General features: G+C 64.6%; 15 protein-coding genes. 3 read left to right on the top strand and 12 right to left on the bottom strand.

The window, feature by feature from the left end; all coding sequences use genetic code 11:
- Nucleotides 1–31: 31 nt before the first annotated feature.
- The 6 genes from C7H84_RS00865 to C7H84_RS00840 all read right to left on the bottom strand — a co-directional run bounded on the left by C7H84_RS00865 (nt 32) and on the right by C7H84_RS00840 (nt 6,252).
- Complete coding sequence (locus C7H84_RS00865; RefSeq protein ID WP_121856967.1) at nt 32–1,357, bottom strand: MFS transporter; 1,326 nt, start codon at nt 1,355–1,357, stop codon at nt 32–34.
- A gap of 74 nt (nt 1,358–1,431) precedes the next feature.
- Complete coding sequence (locus tag C7H84_RS00860) at nt 1,432–2,181, bottom strand: glucose 1-dehydrogenase (protein WP_121856966.1); 750 nt, start codon at nt 2,179–2,181, stop codon at nt 1,432–1,434.
- A gap of 162 nt (nt 2,182–2,343) precedes the next feature.
- The gene (locus tag C7H84_RS00855) at nt 2,344–3,243 is read right to left on the bottom strand and encodes a LysR substrate-binding domain-containing protein (protein ID WP_121856965.1); all 900 of its coding nucleotides are present in this window, start codon (nt 3,241–3,243) and stop codon (nt 2,344–2,346) included.
- Between the two features lie 220 nt (nt 3,244–3,463).
- Complete coding sequence (locus tag C7H84_RS00850; RefSeq protein ID WP_121856964.1) at nt 3,464–4,387, bottom strand: 3-keto-5-aminohexanoate cleavage protein; 924 nt, start codon at nt 4,385–4,387, stop codon at nt 3,464–3,466.
- 64 nt (nt 4,388–4,451) lie between these two features.
- Complete coding sequence (locus C7H84_RS00845) at nt 4,452–4,943, bottom strand: thioesterase family protein (RefSeq protein ID WP_121856963.1); 492 nt, start codon at nt 4,941–4,943, stop codon at nt 4,452–4,454.
- A complete protein-coding gene (locus C7H84_RS00840) occupies nt 4,933–6,252 on the bottom strand; it encodes an MFS transporter (protein WP_121856962.1) in 1,320 nt (439 codons plus the stop codon). The genes C7H84_RS00845 and C7H84_RS00840 overlap by 11 nt, the downstream gene beginning before the upstream one ends.
- A 1-nt stretch (nt 6,253) precedes the next feature.
- Here C7H84_RS00840 and C7H84_RS36130 point away from each other — a divergent pair, with 1 nt between their 5' ends.
- Nucleotides 6,254–7,339: an IclR family transcriptional regulator gene (locus C7H84_RS36130; protein WP_162999180.1), complete on the top strand. Its 1,086-nt coding sequence runs from the start codon at nt 6,254–6,256 to the stop codon at nt 7,337–7,339.
- A 13-nt stretch (nt 7,340–7,352) separates the two neighbouring features.
- On the opposite strand, the gene C7H84_RS00825 is transcribed toward C7H84_RS36130, so the two are convergent.
- The 6 genes from C7H84_RS00825 to C7H84_RS00800 all read right to left on the bottom strand — a co-directional run bounded on the left by C7H84_RS00825 (nt 7,353) and on the right by C7H84_RS00800 (nt 14,066).
- Entirely contained in the window at nt 7,353–8,270 is a 918-nt protein-coding gene (locus C7H84_RS00825; RefSeq protein ID WP_121856960.1) for a LysR family transcriptional regulator, read from the bottom strand.
- Nucleotides 8,271–8,371: 101 nt separating this feature from the next.
- Nucleotides 8,372–9,442: a porin gene (locus C7H84_RS00820; protein WP_121856959.1), complete on the bottom strand. Its 1,071-nt coding sequence runs from the start codon at nt 9,440–9,442 to the stop codon at nt 8,372–8,374.
- Between the two features lie 295 nt (nt 9,443–9,737).
- Entirely contained in the window at nt 9,738–10,073 is a 336-nt protein-coding gene (locus C7H84_RS00815; RefSeq protein ID WP_121856958.1) for a DUF485 domain-containing protein, read from the bottom strand.
- Between the two features lie 14 nt (nt 10,074–10,087).
- The gene (locus C7H84_RS00810; protein ID WP_121856957.1) at nt 10,088–11,767 is read right to left on the bottom strand and encodes a cation/acetate symporter ActP; all 1,680 of its coding nucleotides are present in this window, start codon (nt 11,765–11,767) and stop codon (nt 10,088–10,090) included.
- 69 nt (nt 11,768–11,836) lie between these two features.
- A complete protein-coding gene (locus tag C7H84_RS00805) occupies nt 11,837–13,219 on the bottom strand; it encodes a M20 aminoacylase family protein (RefSeq protein WP_240461941.1) in 1,383 nt (460 codons plus the stop codon).
- Nucleotides 13,182–14,066, bottom strand: a complete 885-nt coding sequence (locus C7H84_RS00800) for a LysR family transcriptional regulator (RefSeq protein ID WP_205611381.1) — start codon at nt 14,064–14,066, stop codon at nt 13,182–13,184. Before C7H84_RS00800 ends, C7H84_RS00805 begins: the two co-directional genes overlap by 38 nt.
- A 77-nt stretch (nt 14,067–14,143) precedes the next feature.
- On the opposite strand from C7H84_RS00800, the gene C7H84_RS00795 reads away from it, so the two are divergent.
- Together C7H84_RS00795 and C7H84_RS00790 are read left to right on the top strand one after the other, a co-directional pair.
- Nucleotides 14,144–15,445 carry an aspartate aminotransferase family protein gene (locus C7H84_RS00795; RefSeq protein ID WP_121856954.1) on the top strand — a complete coding sequence of 434 codons (1,302 nt, stop codon included), beginning with the start codon at nt 14,144–14,146 and terminating at the stop codon, nt 15,443–15,445.
- Between the two features lie 85 nt (nt 15,446–15,530).
- On the top strand, nt 15,531–16,388 hold the full coding sequence (locus C7H84_RS00790) for an AraC family transcriptional regulator (protein WP_121856953.1): 858 nt from the start codon (nt 15,531–15,533) through the stop codon (nt 16,386–16,388).
- The last annotated feature ends 6 nt before the right edge of the window (nt 16,389–16,394 follow it).

The raw sequence follows: 16,394 nt of genomic DNA, 5'->3' as shown, positions 1-16,394 counted from the left end.
TCGGGTCGGAAGGAATGGGTAGGAAAACGAATCAGCGATTGACGGATCGGGGCACGAAGAACACCAGCAGTGCGCCGACCGTGATCGCGACGGAGATGAAGAGCAGCCCCGCGGTGGACTTGCCGGTCAGGTCGTTCAGCCAGCCGACGATCGCCGGCGAGAAGAAGCCCGCCAGGTTCGCGAAGCAGTTGACCGCGGCGATTCCGGCTGCCGCCGACATTCCGCCCAGCAGCGCCGTCGGCAGCGACCAGAACTGCGACGACGACGCGAGGATGCCGGCCGACGCAATGCTCAGGCACACGATCGACGCGCCGACGCTGCCGAGCATCGGCAACGTCGCGAAGCCGGCCGCCGCGACCAGCATCGGCACCGCGAGATGGAAGCGGCGCTCGCGACGGCGATCCGCGCTCATGCCGATCAGCGGCAGCGCGACGATCGCGCACGCATACGGAATCGCAGTGAACAGCCCCACCCACAACGGATCGGCGACACCGGCCTTGCGAATGATCGTCGGCAGCCAGAACGTGAGGCCGTACTGCCCGAGCACGACGCAGAAGTAGATCGCGGCCATCAGCCACAGACGACGGTCGGCGGCGAACGCGCGAATCGACAGGTGCGCGGTCGTGTGCTCCGCGTCGGCCGTCACATTGCGCGTCAGCAAGGCCTTTTCTGCGTCGGTGAGCCACTTCGCGCGGTCAATGCCGTCGTCGAGATACAGCAGGATCGCGACGCCCAGCACGAGCGACGGCAGCGCTTCGAGCAGGAACAGCCATTTCCAGCCGGCCAGCGACATTGCGCCGTGCAGCGAGTGCATGATCGCGCCGGACAGCGGCCCGCCGATGATCCCGGCGAGCGGAATCGCCATGAAAAACAGCGACAGCGCCTTCGCGCGCCGCGCCGACGGGAACCAGTACGTGAGGTACAGAATCACGCCCGGCGCGAAGCCGGCTTCGGCGACGCCGAGCAGAAATCGCAGCACGTAGAACGCGGTGGGCGACTTGACGAACACGAAGCTCGCCGAGATCACCGCCCAGGTCAGCATGATGCGCGCGAGCCAGCGGCGCGCGCCGACTCGATGCAGGATCAGGTTGCTTGGCACTTCGAACAGAAAGTAGCCGAGAAAGAAAATGCCTGCGCCCATCCCGTACACCGTCTCGCTGAAACGCAGGTCGCTCAGCATCTGCAGCTTCGCGAATCCGACGTTGACGCGGTCGAGATAGGCGCCGAGATAGCACAACATCAGGAACGGGATCAGCCGGCGCGCGACCTTCGCATAGGTCGCCGCTTCGAACGTCTGCGCGTCGTCCCGTTGCAGCATCTCGGCCTGAGCCGGCGATGCGGGGTACTTTGCTCTCATGTTTGTCTCCTGCCACGGCCCCGGGTTGTCCCGGGTGCATGATGGGCGGCGCCGCGCGTGTCGCGGCGCCGTTGTCAGTGGATCAGCATCCCGCCATTGACGTCGAGCGTGATGCCGGTCAGGTAGCTCGACAGGTCGCTCAGCAGGAACAGGCACGCATTGGCGACGTCGTCGGCATCGCCGAGGCGGCCGAGCGGAATGCCCTTGATGATGTCCTCGCGCATCGCGGGCGTCAGCTTGTCGCCGGTGATGTCGGTCTGGATCAGGCCCGGCGTGATCGAATTGATGCGGATATGATCGGCGCCGAATTCGCGCGCCATCGCCTTCGCGAGGCCGAGCACGCCGGCCTTCGCGGCGCTGTAGTGCGGGCCGCCGAAGATGCCGCCGCCGCGCTGCGCGGACACCGACGACATGCACACGATGCTGCCGCCGCGCTGCTCCTTCATCGCCGGCAGCACCGCCTGCGACATGTACAGCGTGCCGCGCAGGTTCACGTCGACGATCGCATCGAAGTCGCGCGCCGCAATGTCCAGCGTCCGCACCGGCTGGGTGATGCCGGCGTTGTTCACGAGGCCGTCGATGCGGCCGAAGCGCTCCAGCGTTGCCCGGGCTGCCGCCACGCACGCGTCGCGGTCGGTCACGTCGCAGGCCAGGCCGAGGTGGCCCGGGCCGAGGTCGGCGGCGGCGGCCTCCGCGTCTTCCCGGCGCAGATCGAGAATCGCAATGTGGGCGCCTTGGGCGGCCAGTGCGCGGGCCGTGGCCTTGCCGATTCCGCGTGGCGACGCGGCACCGGTCACGATGATGGTCTTGTGGTCGAGCAACATCGTTCGTCTCCTGTATTGATGTGTGTGTGCAGAGTGTCGGCTCGCCCGACACCCGCATCAACGCGGAAACGCTCAGCCATAGTTGAGAAAATTTCAGATGTCGCCGCGGGCCATCGCGGCGTGCTGCAACGCAATATCGCGCGCAGGCCGGATGCGCGGCGTTCAGCCCGCCCGGCCCTGCGTGGCGACCTCGCGCTCGATCCACGCGAGGAAGCGCTTCACGCGCGGCAGCTCCGCGTTCTGCCGCGGGTAAACGAGGTGATGCGCGCTGACTTCCACCGCATGGGTGTCGTCGAACACCGGCACCAGCAGCCCTTCGCGGATCTTCACCGACGCGAGCATCAGGCTTTCGAGCGCGATGCCGAGGCCAAGCGCGGCGGTTTCGAGCGACATGTACGAGCGATCGAACGAGAAGTCGAACGTCTTCTGCGCGGCAAGCGGCACGCCCGTGCGGCCGAACCACTGCTTCCACTGCACCAGCGGCGTTTCGGAATAGATCAGACGATGTGCGAGCAGGTCTTCCGGCGCGTTCACCGGATGCCGTTCGAGGTACTGCGGCGACGCTAGCGGCGCGATGAATTCGCCGCGGACCGTCTTCACCTCGAGGTTGTCCCAGTTCCCGTAGCCGTGCCGCACATCGATATCGTAGAAGCCGTTCGAGAACGACACGTTTTCGTAAGAACACGCGAGGTTCAGCTGGATATCGCCGTTCGCCTCCTGAAACGACGACAGCCGCGGCAGCAGCCACATCAGCCCGAAGCTCGGGCTCGAATGCACGCGCAGGATATCGACCTCGGTGCGGCTCGATGCGCGCTCGGTCGCGCGGCTCAGGTCGGCGAGCGAGCCCGTGACGTCGGCCAGGTAGCGTTCACCGGTCGGTGTGAGGACGAGGCCGCGCCCCGAGCGCTGGAACAACGGCTGACCGATCTGCGATTCGAGGTTGCTGAGCTGGTGACTCACGGCGGACGCGGTCAGGCCCAGCTCGTCCGCCGCGCGATTGACGCTTTTGGTCCGGGCCACGCTTTCGAACGCGATGATCGCCTTGAGCGGTGGAATGCGCATGTTGGAATCCGTTGAAGAGAGCGGTACGCCCGACAGGCCGGCTGCGATATCGGAACATCGTCCGGGCAGCGGCATGTCGGGCGATCAGGCATCAATTCTAGATCCAGACGTGGTGCGACCATCGCGCCCGGCACGACCCGGCGCTTCGCAGCGCCGCAATGCGCTGGAGCTTGCCGGGAGACGTCAGCACCACGGCCATCAACGGAAACCCGGCAAATCGTCAGACCACCGAGAATTGCGGACGTGCGCGCGTGTCCTTGCGCGGCAGGCCGAGCATCTGACGCGCTTCGGCCGGCGACGCGACGTCGTAGTCCATTTCCCTCAGCAGCCGCACGGTTCGCTCGACCAGCGCAACGTTGGTCGTCAATTCGCCCTGCCGGTAATAGAGATTGTCTTCGAGGCCGACCCGGATGATCGCCCCGCCGAGCAGCAGCGCATTGATCCCGGCCGGCAGTTGAGCGGGGCCGATCCCGCTCACGCAGAACAGGCTGTCCTTCGGCAGCAGATCGACCATCGACTGCAGCACGCGCGGCGTGTACGGCATCGCGTTCTGGAACCCGCGATGCGCGTTGAGCACCATGTTCACGATATAAGGCGGTTCGTCAAACCCCTGTTCGATCAGGCTCGCGACGTCCTGCAGAATATGGGCCGGATTGAACACCTCCCATTCCGGCTTGATCCCGCGTTGCTTCATCCCTTCGGCGAGTTCGCGACAACGCGACGGCGGCGTGTTGAGCAGCACTTCGGTGCCGTTGAACGTCGCGTTCATCGTGCACGCGTCGAGCGTACACATCTCCGCCCCTGCATCCATTCCCTTCAGGCGCTCGCTCCACACGGTATCGAGCAGGCCGTCCTCGAACGGCTTCACCATGTCGCCATGGATGCCGCCGCCCGTCGAATTGTTGATCACGATGTCGCATTTCGCGCGAATGCGCGTATTGATGTCGCGGTAGATCTCCGCGTTGCAGGTCGCGAGATCGTTCGGCAGGCGGGCATGGATCGCCGCGACGCTGGCGCCCGCGTTGTAGCAGTCGTAGACGTCCCGCGCGATTTCCTCGGGCTGGGTCGGCAGCTTCGGATTCTGCGACTTGAACGCCATGCCGCCCGTCGGCGCGACGAGCACGATTACTTTTCGGTTTGCCATCTTCGTTTCCTTTCCGCTTCGTTTGAAATTTGATTGCATTGCGACCGCTGGAGCGGGCCCATGCCTACCCGCAACCGTCCACCACGCCGGCCGGGCGAAGAAAGCCGGACATACGCTCGCGCAGCGACGGCGGCAGCGGCACGGGACGGTGCGTATCGAGCGACACCAGGACGACGGTCTGGTGCGCCTTCATGCGCACCTCCGGCGTGCCGTCCCGCGCGCGCCCGCACACTTCCAGCAGGAGTTCGATCGAACTCGTTCCCAGCCGCCCGACCGCGAGCGAGAAATCGACCCGGTCGCCGAGGCGGCTCGGCGCGAGGAACGCGCATTCGAGCTGTACGACGGGAATGCCCAGGCGCTGCTGTCCGATGAAATGCCCGTACGGCTCTTCCAGGCCCTCGTCGAACCAGGATTCGATGAACGCGTGGAGCATCACCAGATATTGCGGATAGAACACGATCCCCGCGGGGTCGCAGTGGTGAAAGCGGATGATGCGTTCGCGTCGGAACGCGGTGTCGCGGGAAGGGTTCAAGATGGCTCCTCGATCATCGAACATCGTGCGCAATGCCTCGTTTGATCGCCACTCGCGCGATGCCCGCGCCGACGACGAGAATCACGCTCATCAACTGCAATCCGCCCGACAGGCTGCCGGTGAGATCGCGCGTCAGGCCGATCAGCGCCGGACTGAAAAATCCGCCGAGAATGCCGATGCTGCTGACGAGCGCGATGCCCGCCGCCGCGCTTTGCGCCGGCAGCACGGCGGACGGCACGGCCCAGAACACCACGCCGGCGCCCATCAGGAAGAAATTGGTCGCACACAGGAGCGCGAGCGACACGACCAGCGAATGGCTTGCCAGCGTGGTCGCCGCCAACGCAACGGCCGCGATCAGCATCGACGCGACGATGTACGTGCGCCGCTCGTGCCGTCCGTCCGAGCGGGCCGCGACGGCCCACGTGCCGATCGCACCCGCGGCATACGGCGGCAGCGCATACCAGCCGATCGTCGCCGGATCGTTCACGCCGAGCCCCTTGATCAGCATCGGCAGCCAGAAGGTGAATGCATACGAGCCGCACGCGATCGCGAAATAGACCAAGCCGAGCGAGTACACGCGCACATCGGACAGCGCGTCGCGAATCGCCGGCCACCCGCCGTGCCTGCCCGCGTTCCTGGGAGGCAGCGCCGCCGCGACGACACGCTTTTCGTCGGCGCTCAGCCATCGCGCCGCTTCCGGTGTGTCGGACAGGAATCGATAGCAAAGCAGGCCGACGAACACCGTCGGCAACCCTTCGAGCAGGAAACACCATTGCCAGCCGGCCAGCCCGCCGATGCCGTTCATGCCGCGGATGATGGTGCCGGACAACGGACCGCCCACGACACCCGCCACCGGCAACGCGAACAGAAACGCGCTGGTCGCGCGCCCGCGCCATTCGGGCGTGAACCAGTAGCCGAGATAAAGAATCACGCCCGGGAAAAAACCGGCCTCGAACACGCCGAGCAGGAAGCGCATCACATAGAACTGCAGCGGCGTTCGAACGAACATCGTGGCGGCCGACGTCAGCCCCCAAAGCAGCATGATGCGCAGGAACGTCCTGCGCGCTCCCAGCCGCTCGAACAACATGTTGCTCGGTACTTCGCACAACAGATAACTCACGAAGAAGATGCCGGCGCCCAGCCCGTACACGGAATCGGAAAAGCCCAGCGCGTCCTTCATCTGCAGCTGCGCATAGCCGATGTTGATGCGGTCCAGGAAAGCACACATGTAGCCGAGGAAGACCAACGGCATCACGCGCCACATGATCTTGCGAAATACCCGGTCGGCACGGTCGGACGGCACCGCGTCCGGCACGGCAATGGTCGATTGCATCTTGTCTCCTCTTCCGGCCTTGCGCACGAGCACGCATGCCGGATCGAATGTCTGGATATCGTGCCGACCACGTTGTTTTCGTTCGGTCATCGGCAGGCTCAGTGTAGTAACGCGGGAACCGTGCAACAATCCGGGAACGACGCAAAATTCCGCCTGTCGGAAAAATCACGCATGCCGAAAGAGCGGCGCGAAAAAGCGGCTTCCGCGGCAAACGGGTGCAGGCGATCATGCAATTCGGGCAACGGCAATGACGACGGGACGGAAAGTGGAGAGAGCGGTCAGACCGGAGCGTGCCGGTGACGACGACGGCCCTGTATCGGGCAGACACGAAATCGTGCGCAGCACGGAGCGGGTCGCGCAAATCCTCGGCGCGGTGGCGATCGGCCAGGATCAGGGAAGACGGCTGAGTGAAATCGCCGAGGAACTCGCGCTGGCGCCGGCTACCGTGCATCGCCTGCTCGCAACGCTCGTCGACCAGGGGCTCGTGGAAAAGCCGCCGGGAGAGCGCCGTTACTACGTGGGCCAGGAGGTGTTCCTGCTCGCGTTGTCACGCCGCAATCGCTTTCCCGTCAGGACCCTTGCATCACCGCATCTGGACGCATTGCGCAGCAGCTTCGGCGAAACGGTATTCCTGACCGCGCGCAACGCGCTCGATTCGATCTGCGTCGACCGCCGTGCGGGCGATAACCCGGCGAAAATTCTCTACGTGGATGTCGGCAACCGGCGCCCGCTCGGCGTCAGTATCGGCGGCATCGCGCTGATGCATACGATGTCGCGCGCGGAGCTCGATGCACTTCTCGCCCGCAACGCCCGGCGCTTCGCCGCGTTCGGCACCACGGTGCAGGAGATTCGCGCACGCGTCGCCCATTGCCGCCGCTACGGGTTCGGCTGCCTCGACGTCGATCTCCAGAACACGCACTATCGCGGCATCAGTGTTCCGATCGTCACCGATACCGGCGAGACGATCGGCGCAATCGGCCTCGGCGCCATCGCGTCGCGCATGACCGACGGCAACATCAAACGCTTCGTCCGTTCGATGCAGAAGCATGCGCAGCAAATCGCGCAGGCGTTTCAGGAACGTGCGTAACCGGGAGCAGGCCTCACTTCGAAGCCGACTCCTCCGCAAATTTATCGAACACGTCCTGCACCAGCGAATTGATTCTGAGCATCGTGACCGACTGGGTCCGGCCCGCGAGCACGACGATCCCGAAACGAGCCGACCCGGCCAGTGGCGGATTGAGCGGTATCGCGTGCAGCCTCCCTGCCCGGACCGCTTCGTCGAACACCGGCAGGCTGCCGAGAATGACGACATCGCTGACGGCCGCCGCCGCTTCCAGTTCACCGAAATCGTCGCTCTGAAGCTTGATTCGATCGCCGATCGAAAATCCGAGATGCTGATGAAGATCCTCGAGTGCATACTTCGACAGGTGCGTGCATCCGATCGGGTAGTCCAGCAACGCTCCCGGCGACACGCAGGCCAAGCCACCGAGCGGATGCGCCCGGCCACAAAAGAATGCAGCCCGCCATCTCGGCAGCGGCGTGATCGCGATATCCGGCTGCGGCGTCAGTGATGCGATATCGCCGACGAACATGTCGATGCGCTCGGCCAGCAACATGCCGAGCAAGTCGGCGGTATTGCCTCGCTTGAGCACCACGCGAACGTCGGGCGCATTGACGGCGCCGAAAGTCAGGATCGGTTGCCTGAGCAAGGCGGCCGGTGTCGCGCCCAGGCCGATGCAGATATCGCCGAACTCCCCACGCTCGAGCAGTGCAAGGTCGCGCCTGAGTTCGCGTACCTCGAAATCGATCCGGCGTGCCCGCTCGACGAATACCTTGCCGAACGGCGTCAACGTGATGCGTTGTGCACCGCGGTCGAACAGCGCAAAACCGAACTCCGTTTCGATCGACTGAATGCTGCGAGACAACGCGGATTGACTCAGGTGCACTTCCGCGCAAGCGCGACTGAAAGTCTGGTGTTGAGCGAGCGCGAGGACGTGTTGCAGTTTGCGAAGATTCATTGGAAGCCCGGCATTCAAGGGCAGCGCCCTGCCCGGAAGCGGCAAGTATAGTCGCAGCGTGTGCGCGTCCGGCTCGATCGCGACGGCCGCGCACGCACGGGTCAGAACCTGTGATGGATACCGACGCTCACCCCGACCTGGCTCTTGCCAGGCTGGCCCACACTCGAAAAGCTGTTGACACCGAACGCGCTCTCCCCGGAATTCCAGGCCGTGCCGACATGCGCGTACAGAAACGTCGCCTTCGACAGCAAATACTCGCTGCCAACCACGAACAGCATCGGATGTTCCGGCGCACGCTGATAATCGTAACGGCCGCCGAGCACGTACCATTGGATCGTCGGTGTCGCAAAACCCTTCGCACTACCCCAGTAAGCCGTGCCGCGCGGTGTCAACTGCAGATCTCCCAGCACACGCGTGACGCCTGCGGAAAGCGTCACGCCGCCAACCGTATAACGGAACGCCGCACCATAACGCTCGTCGACCCGCCCGGATGCATCGACACCGCCGATGTTCGCACCCCGGCTCTGCTCATACAACACGCGAGCGGCAAGCGCTCCCCGGACATATTCCAGAGCCGCGCCGACGTAGCGCCCTGCGAGCGCGTTGCCGGGCAACTGCTGCCCGAAACCATATTCGGCCTCGATATTGAATCCGTAAAACGGATCGGACTGAAACTTCACGGAATTGTTCAGCCTCAGCGTCGCAAGCGGGATCAGGTTCAGCGAAAGCGCCGAATCGTTCGCGAAATACGTCGGATCGTAGAGCACCGTCTTGTCGAACTGCACGCTGTACTGGCGCCCGAACGTCAGCCGCCCATAAGGCGAACGCAGCCCGACGCTGGACAGCCGGTTGAACAACGTGCCCGGCGTCACGAGCGTGCCCTTGCCGAGATCGAAGCCGTTTTCAAGTTGAAAGATCGCACCATACCCGCCGCCGAGATCCTCGTCGCCCTTGAAGCCGAAACGTGAAGGCAGGAACGCACTGCCCAGCATGCCAAACGAAGATTTTCCGCTCGTTCCGGCGTTCGTCAGGCTCTGCATGCCGATGTCCAGAATGCCGTACATGACCACCGAGCTCTGCGCGCAAGCATCATCAGCGCTCATTGCGCATACAAGCGCCAGGGTGGCGGCGGCCAGTCTCCTCATTGATTTTTTATGATCCATCTCTTCCATCACCTGGTTTTGAAATTTTCCCGGAATCGGGCACACAATCCGCCGGATGAGATCATTCCGGCCGTTTCAATTCGCACGACGAATCATCTTCATGCTGACTTCTCGATGAAATACGCCGATACGGACATTGTTTCCAACATCTCGTCATCAAAAAAAGCGCGTATCAGTTCGATGACCGAGACGCGCTCAAGGAGACACGGTTTTACTGCCGATGGCATGAGCCATGCGGATTCGGCCGCGCACTATGGCGAAGCACCCCGCGGCGGCGATGCCTTCGAGCGGGCCGGCATCGCGCTCATCGCGCCATACGGCAAACGAGCGGATCGATCCATCGATCCGCAATCCAGACGTATAGGCCCGTCGCGATCGCGCAAAACCAGTAAAGCCCGATGCCGACGACGATCCCGGTCGTCATCGGCGAGCCCGCCGCGACGGATCGTGTCAGCAGTTTCGGCGCAAACGCGACGATCAGGATGAATGCAAAGTAGACGCCCAACACGAGCACGCTCATGCCCATGCTCAAGCACGTACGGCGCCGAACCAGACGGAGCACGTCAGGTGCAGGCATGTCTGCATCGGCGTTTGCAGCAAGGCTGTCTGAAATCGCTGTCGGATGATTGACGTTCGACATGTTGGCTCCGGCGGTCAGTGATTTTGGGCGGCGCTGATGCCAATGCCGGTCGCGCTGCGGAACATCTGCGCATCGAAGCGTGCACGTTCCGCGGCCCCGCGAGCGGATGAATCGGCGATCGACGCGAGCCACGCGACGCCGAATGCCAACGTCATCGAGAACAACGTGGGATTCGCGTATGGAAAGAGCGCGTGGTCGTGCTTCAGAATACCGACCCAGATCGTCGGACCGGTGACGAGGAGCCCGACCGACGACGACAATCCGACGATCCCGCCGGCCAGTACGCCGCGCGTCGTCAGCCCCCGCCAGAACATCGACAGCATCAGGATCGGGAAGTTGGTGCTCGCTGAAATGGAGAACGCGAGTCCGACCATGAAACTGATGTTGAGGTTCTGCACGAGATGCGACAGCAACAATGCAGTCGCCACCAACGCGAACGTCGCCCAGCGCGATACCGTCAGCTCGCGCACCGGATCGGCGGATCCCCTGCATATGATTCGCTTGTACAGATCGTGTCCGACCGCCGACGCGCCCGAGATCGTGAGCCCCGAGACGACCGCCAGGATCGTGGCGAACGCCACCGCGGACATGATGCCGAGGAATACATCGCCGCCGAAATAATGGCTCAGATGCATCGCTGCCATGTTCCCGCCACCGATCAGCATGTGCGTCTGCGAGTCGAGAAATGCCGGATTGCCGAGCACGAACACGATCGCACCGGCACCGATCACAACGACCGCGGTATAGAACCACGCGATGAGTCCCGTCGCATAGAAAGCCGATTGCCGGGCCGCGGCGCCATCGCGCACCGTGAACAGGCGGCTCAGGATATGCGGCAGGCCCACCATGCCGAATATCAGCGACATGCCGAGCGAAATCGCGTCAATGGGGTTCGTCACGAGACGGCTGGGCGCCAGCACGGCCGCGCCGGCCGGATGGGACTGCACGACCGCGTCGATCAGCCGGTTCGCGCTGAAGCCGGTCGCCTGCAACACCTTGAATGACAGATAAGTCCCGATCGCGATCATCAGTCCCGCCTTCACGATCTGCACCCAGGTCGTGGCCAGCATACCGCCGATCAGTACATAAACCAGCACCAGCACTCCGACCGCCAGCATCGCGACCGTGTAAGGCACGCCGAACAACAGCTGGATCAGTTTGCCGGCGCCCACGAGCTGGATGACGAGATAGAACAGGACGATTACCAGCGAATTCACCGCGGCCAGCATCCGTACCGGACGTTCTTCAAGACGAAATGCGACGACGTCCGCCAGCGTGAAGCGCCCGAGATTGCGCAGCGGTTCCGCGACGAGAAACAACAGAATCGGCCAGCCGATCAGCGTGCCGACACCGTAGATGATCGAGTCATAGCCGGAACCGGCCATCATGCCGACCGCGCCGAGGAACGACGATGCGGACATATAGTCGCCAGCGAGCGCGAAGCCGTTCTGCAGCGGCGTGATGCCGCCGCCTGCCGTATAAAACTGCGACACCGAGCGGTTGCGACGCGATGCCCAATACGTGATACCGAGCGTCAACGCGACGAAGATCAAGAACGGCGCAAGCGTATATCCGCTTGCGACACTCCGCGCCGGCGCATTGGCCGCACTTGCAGCGCCTGGCGCAAGCACGGCGCACACACCTGCCGGCAGGGCGGACGCCAGCCGCCGGACGCGAAACGATCCGTGTCCCATGATGTTCTCCTCCAGTCTTTTATGAATGTTCCGGTCGCGCAGCATCGATTCGGCCGCGCGCCCCTTCTTTCAGACGCCGATACGACGCCGGACGACCTCGTCGAAGATCGCGACACCGATCGGCGCCACGTCATCGTTGAAGTCGTATTCCGGGTGATGGCACATGGGGCCGCCCTGCCCGAGAAAGAAGTAGCAACCGGGCCGTGCCTCGAGAAAGCGCGCGACGTCGTCGCCCGCCATCAGCGGCGCGACGTCGGTCAGCACGTTCGCGGCACCGACCACGGTATCGGCGGCCGCGATGACGCATCGTGCCGGCGCTTCCGCGTTGATCGTGGGTGGCGTGCCGTGAGAAATGTCGAGATCGATCGTGCAGCCATGCGACAGCGCGACGCCCTCGCAGATCTCGCGCAGACGGCGGTGCACGCGTTCGCGCGCCGACGGGGATAGCGCGCGCGTGGTGCCCTGCAGCGACGCGCGGTCGGGAATGACGTTGGCCGTCGCACCCGCGATGAACTGGCAGATACTCAGAACCGCGCTGTCAAGCGGGTCGATCGAGCGACTGACGATGGTCTGCAATGCCGTGACGAGCAACGCGCCGATGGCGATTGGATCGACGCTGCGATGCGGCGTTCCGCCATGGCTCCCGGTACCGTGAATCCCGATCGAGAAGAAGTCCACCGCGGCAAGTTGCGATCCGATGCGCACGCCGATTTGTCCCGGTTGAAGCGCCGGATGATTGTGCAACCCGTAGATTTCATCGAACGGGAAACGCTCGAGCAACTGATCGTCCAGCATCGCCTGACTGCCTTTAACGATTTCCTCGGCCGGCTGGAATACCAGCACCACGCGCCCCTTGAACTGACGATGACCCGCAAGCAGCTTCGCTGTGCCGAGCAGAATCGCGGTGTGTCCATCGTGACCGCAACCATGAAACAGTCCGTGATGGACCGAACGATAAACCGGCCGGCCTTCTTCCTGGATCGGCAGCGCGTCCATGTCGGCGCGCAGCGCAATCGTGGGCCCCGGCCCGCCGTTGCCGTCAATCACGCCCACCACGCCGGTGCGGCCGATTCCCGTGTGCGTTTCGATGCCGAACGATCGCAGCAACTCGGTAACGAACGCAGCGGTGCCGGTTTCCTGAAACGCGATTTCCGGGCGACTGTGAATCTGTCGGCGCCACACTTTCATGTCCTCGGACAGGGCGGCGACGGGTGAACTGATCTGCATCGGGCTATTCCTCGGGTTGCTGCCGCGCGGCACGCGCGGTGTTGCGGAATGAACCTTTCGAACAAGGCTCAACGTTCGCCCGATTCTAGAAACCGCAAAATATGCGGTCCAATGCAAAGTTGCGGCATTTCCTATGCAAAGCGTGCATAGACGCGACGATGGCGGGACCCGCGTCGCGCCCTCCTGGTCACAGCCCCGGCAATACCGCGCGGATATGCTCGGCAAACGCCGCCGTCAGATGCGACGGCCGCTTGCGGTCGAACCGTAGCGTGATGCTCACCGCCGGCAGCGGCGGGAGCCCACGATCCCCGGCGACGATCGCCAGATCGCCCGGCACGGCCGTTTGCGTCATCACCGCGAACGCCTGCCCCGAACGGACCAGCGCGATCAGCCCCGCGAGGCTGCTGCTCGCATACGCGACGCGATAACCGCGCCCCGCGTGATCCAGCGCGTCGCACGCGGCGATGTGATCGAGCGTATCGGGATCGGACAACGCGAGCGGCAACGGATCGAACTGTGCGGCATCGAGCCCCGGATAACCGATCCACACCAGTTGCTCGCGGCGGATGAAGTCGTTGCTCGAACCGTCGTCCGGCACGGAAATCATCGCGAGATCCACCGCCCGCTTGTCGAGTTGTTCGATCAGCCGCGGCGTCGGCCCGCACACGACCTCGACGATCGCCTGTGGATGCTGGCTCGAGAACTGGCGCAGCAGCGACGGCAGCCAGACCTCCGCGTAATCGTCCGGACAACCGAACCGGATGGTGCCCGACAGCCCGGTGCCGCACAGATCGGCCATTGCCTCGTCGTGCTGCCGCAGGATGCGCTGCGCATGCACGAGCAGCCGCTCGCCGGGATGCGTCAGCACGACGCCGCGCCCGGTGCGCTGGAACAGCGGCTGGTCGACGATTTCCTCGAGCCGCCGCATTTGCTGGCTCAGCGCGGATTGCGTACGGCCGACCCGCGCCGCCGCGCGGCTGAGCGCGCGCACTTCGGCTATCACGACGAACGAGCGCAGCAGGTCGATATCGAGCGAACGTGCCAAGGTATTAGCTCCTTTTCTACCTTGCATAAGAACTATTCGTTTCCATAAAACCAGACCGGCGCCTAGACTGCAAGCGATCCCTGGCCCTTGTGCGGAGAAGCCCGATGTCCCTGAACGACGACGCAACCTTCTGGCACAACGCCAGGCAGCATCTGGTCCGCTACGGCGGCACGTTCGAGCCGATGATCATCGAGCGCGCGCAAGGCAGCTTCGTCTACGATGCCGACGGCCGCGCGATCCTCGATTTCACGTCGGGACAGATGAGCGCGGTGCTCGGGCACAGCCATCCGGAGATCGTTGCCGTCATCGGCGAATACGCGGCCAAGCTCGATCACCTGTTCAGCGGGATGCTGTCGCGCCCGGTCGTCGATCTCGCGACGCGCCTCGCCGACATCACGCCGCCCGGGCTCGATCGCGCATTGCTGCTGAGCACCGGCGCGGAATCGAACGAAGCGGCGATCCGGATGGCGAAGCTCGTCACCGGCAAGTACGAGATCGTCGGCTTCGCGCAGTCGTGGCACGGGATGACGGGCGCGGCGGCGTCCGCCACGTACAGCGCGGGCCGCAAGGGCGTCGGCCCGGCCGCCGTCGGCTCGTTCGCGATTCCGGCGCCGTTCACGTACCGGCCGCGCTTCGAGCGCAACGGCAGCTACGACTACCTCGCCGAGCTCGACTACGCATTCGACCTGATCGATCGCCAGTCGAGCGGCAACCTCGCCGCGTTCATCGCGGAGCCGATCCTCAGCTCGGGCGGCATCATCGAATTGCCGGAAGGCTACATGGCGGCGCTCAAGCGCAAGTGCGAAGAACGCGGGATGCTGCTGATCCTCGACGAAGCGCAGACGGGCGTCGGCCGCACCGGCACGATGTTCGCGTGCCAGCACGACGGCGTGACGCCCGACATCCTCACGCTGTCGAAGACGCTCGGCGCCGGGCTGCCGCTCGCGGCGATGGTCACGTCCGCGGCCATCGAGGAACGCGCGCACGAACTTGGCTACCTGTTCTACACGACGCACGTGTCGGACCCGCTGCCGGCCGCGGTTGGCCTGCGCGTGCTCGACGTGGTGCAGCGCGACGGCCTCGTGCAGCGCGCGAACGTGATGGGCGACCGGCTGCGACGCGGGCTGCTCGACCTGATGGAGCGCTTCGACTGCATCGGCGACGTGCGCGGACGCGGGCTGCTGCTCGGCGTCGAGATCGTCAAGGATCGGCGCACGAAGGAACCGGCCGACGGCCTCGGCGCGAAGATCACGCGCGAGTGCATGAACCTCGGGCTCAGCATGAACATCGTGCAACTGCCCGGGATGGGCGGCGTGTTCCGGATCGCGCCGCCGCTGACCGTCAGTGACGCGGAAATCGATCTCGGGCTGTCGCTGCTTGAGCAGGCGATTACGCGCGCGCTGTAACCGCGTCTACCCCGTCGGTGCCGCACGGTGCGCGCACGAACTGCGTACACTGTCCGGCAGGCAACGACGGGCAGCGAGGCGAACGATGACAAGCGCGGCGAACGACACCGGCACGAACGAGCACTGGCTCGTCGCGCGCCGCGATGCGGAAACGGGGATCGAAAGCCTGCGCGCGCATTTCAGCGGCCATGCGTACGATCCGCACGACCACGACGACATGCTGATCGGCTTCACGGAACAAGGCGTCCAGCGCTTCCAGTGCCATCGGTCGCTGCACACGAGCGTGCCGGGGCGCGCGATCCTGATCGAACCCGGCGCGATGCACGACGGCCATGCGCCCGAAGCCGGCGGCTTCACGTACGGGATGCTGTACCTGCCGCAAACGTGGGTCGAGCGCGCCGCGCGCCGGCTCGACCTGCCGGGCCTCGGTAGCGTCGAAGCCACGTTCGGCCACACGCTCGTCGACGATCGCGGCCTCGTCGATGCGATCCGGAACGCTTTCTTCGCGATCCACGACAACGAAGGCCGGCTCGCGCGCGACCAGACGCTCGACCGCCTGCTGATGCGCCTCGGCAGCCAGCTGGGCGGCCCGCTCGCGCTGGAAAGCGGCGTCGTGCCGCCCGCGATCGCACGCGTGCGCGACCTGCTGCACGAACACATGGAAGGCAACATCGGCCTCGACGAACTCGCGAGCGTCGCCGGCATCGACCGGTTCCGGCTCACACGGATGTTCCAGCGCGCGTTCGGTACGTCGCCACACGCGTACCTCGTGCGCTTGCGGTTACGCGCGGCACGCAGACTGCTCGCAGCCGGCCGCACGCCCGCACAGGCCGCCGCCGATGTCGGCTTCGCCGACCAGAGCCATCTCGGCCGCTGGTTCCGCCGCGCGTACCGGATGACGCCCGCCGCCTATCGGCAGATGTGCACAAACGTTCCAGACTGATCGCGC

Origin of the sequence: Burkholderia sp. Nafp2/4-1b (assembly GCF_003635165.1) — a bacterium.
Classification (GTDB): Bacteria; Pseudomonadota; Gammaproteobacteria; order Burkholderiales; family Burkholderiaceae; genus Burkholderia.
The sequence above is the reverse complement of the archived record's forward strand: the minus strand, read 5'-3'. Positions and strand labels throughout refer to the sequence as shown.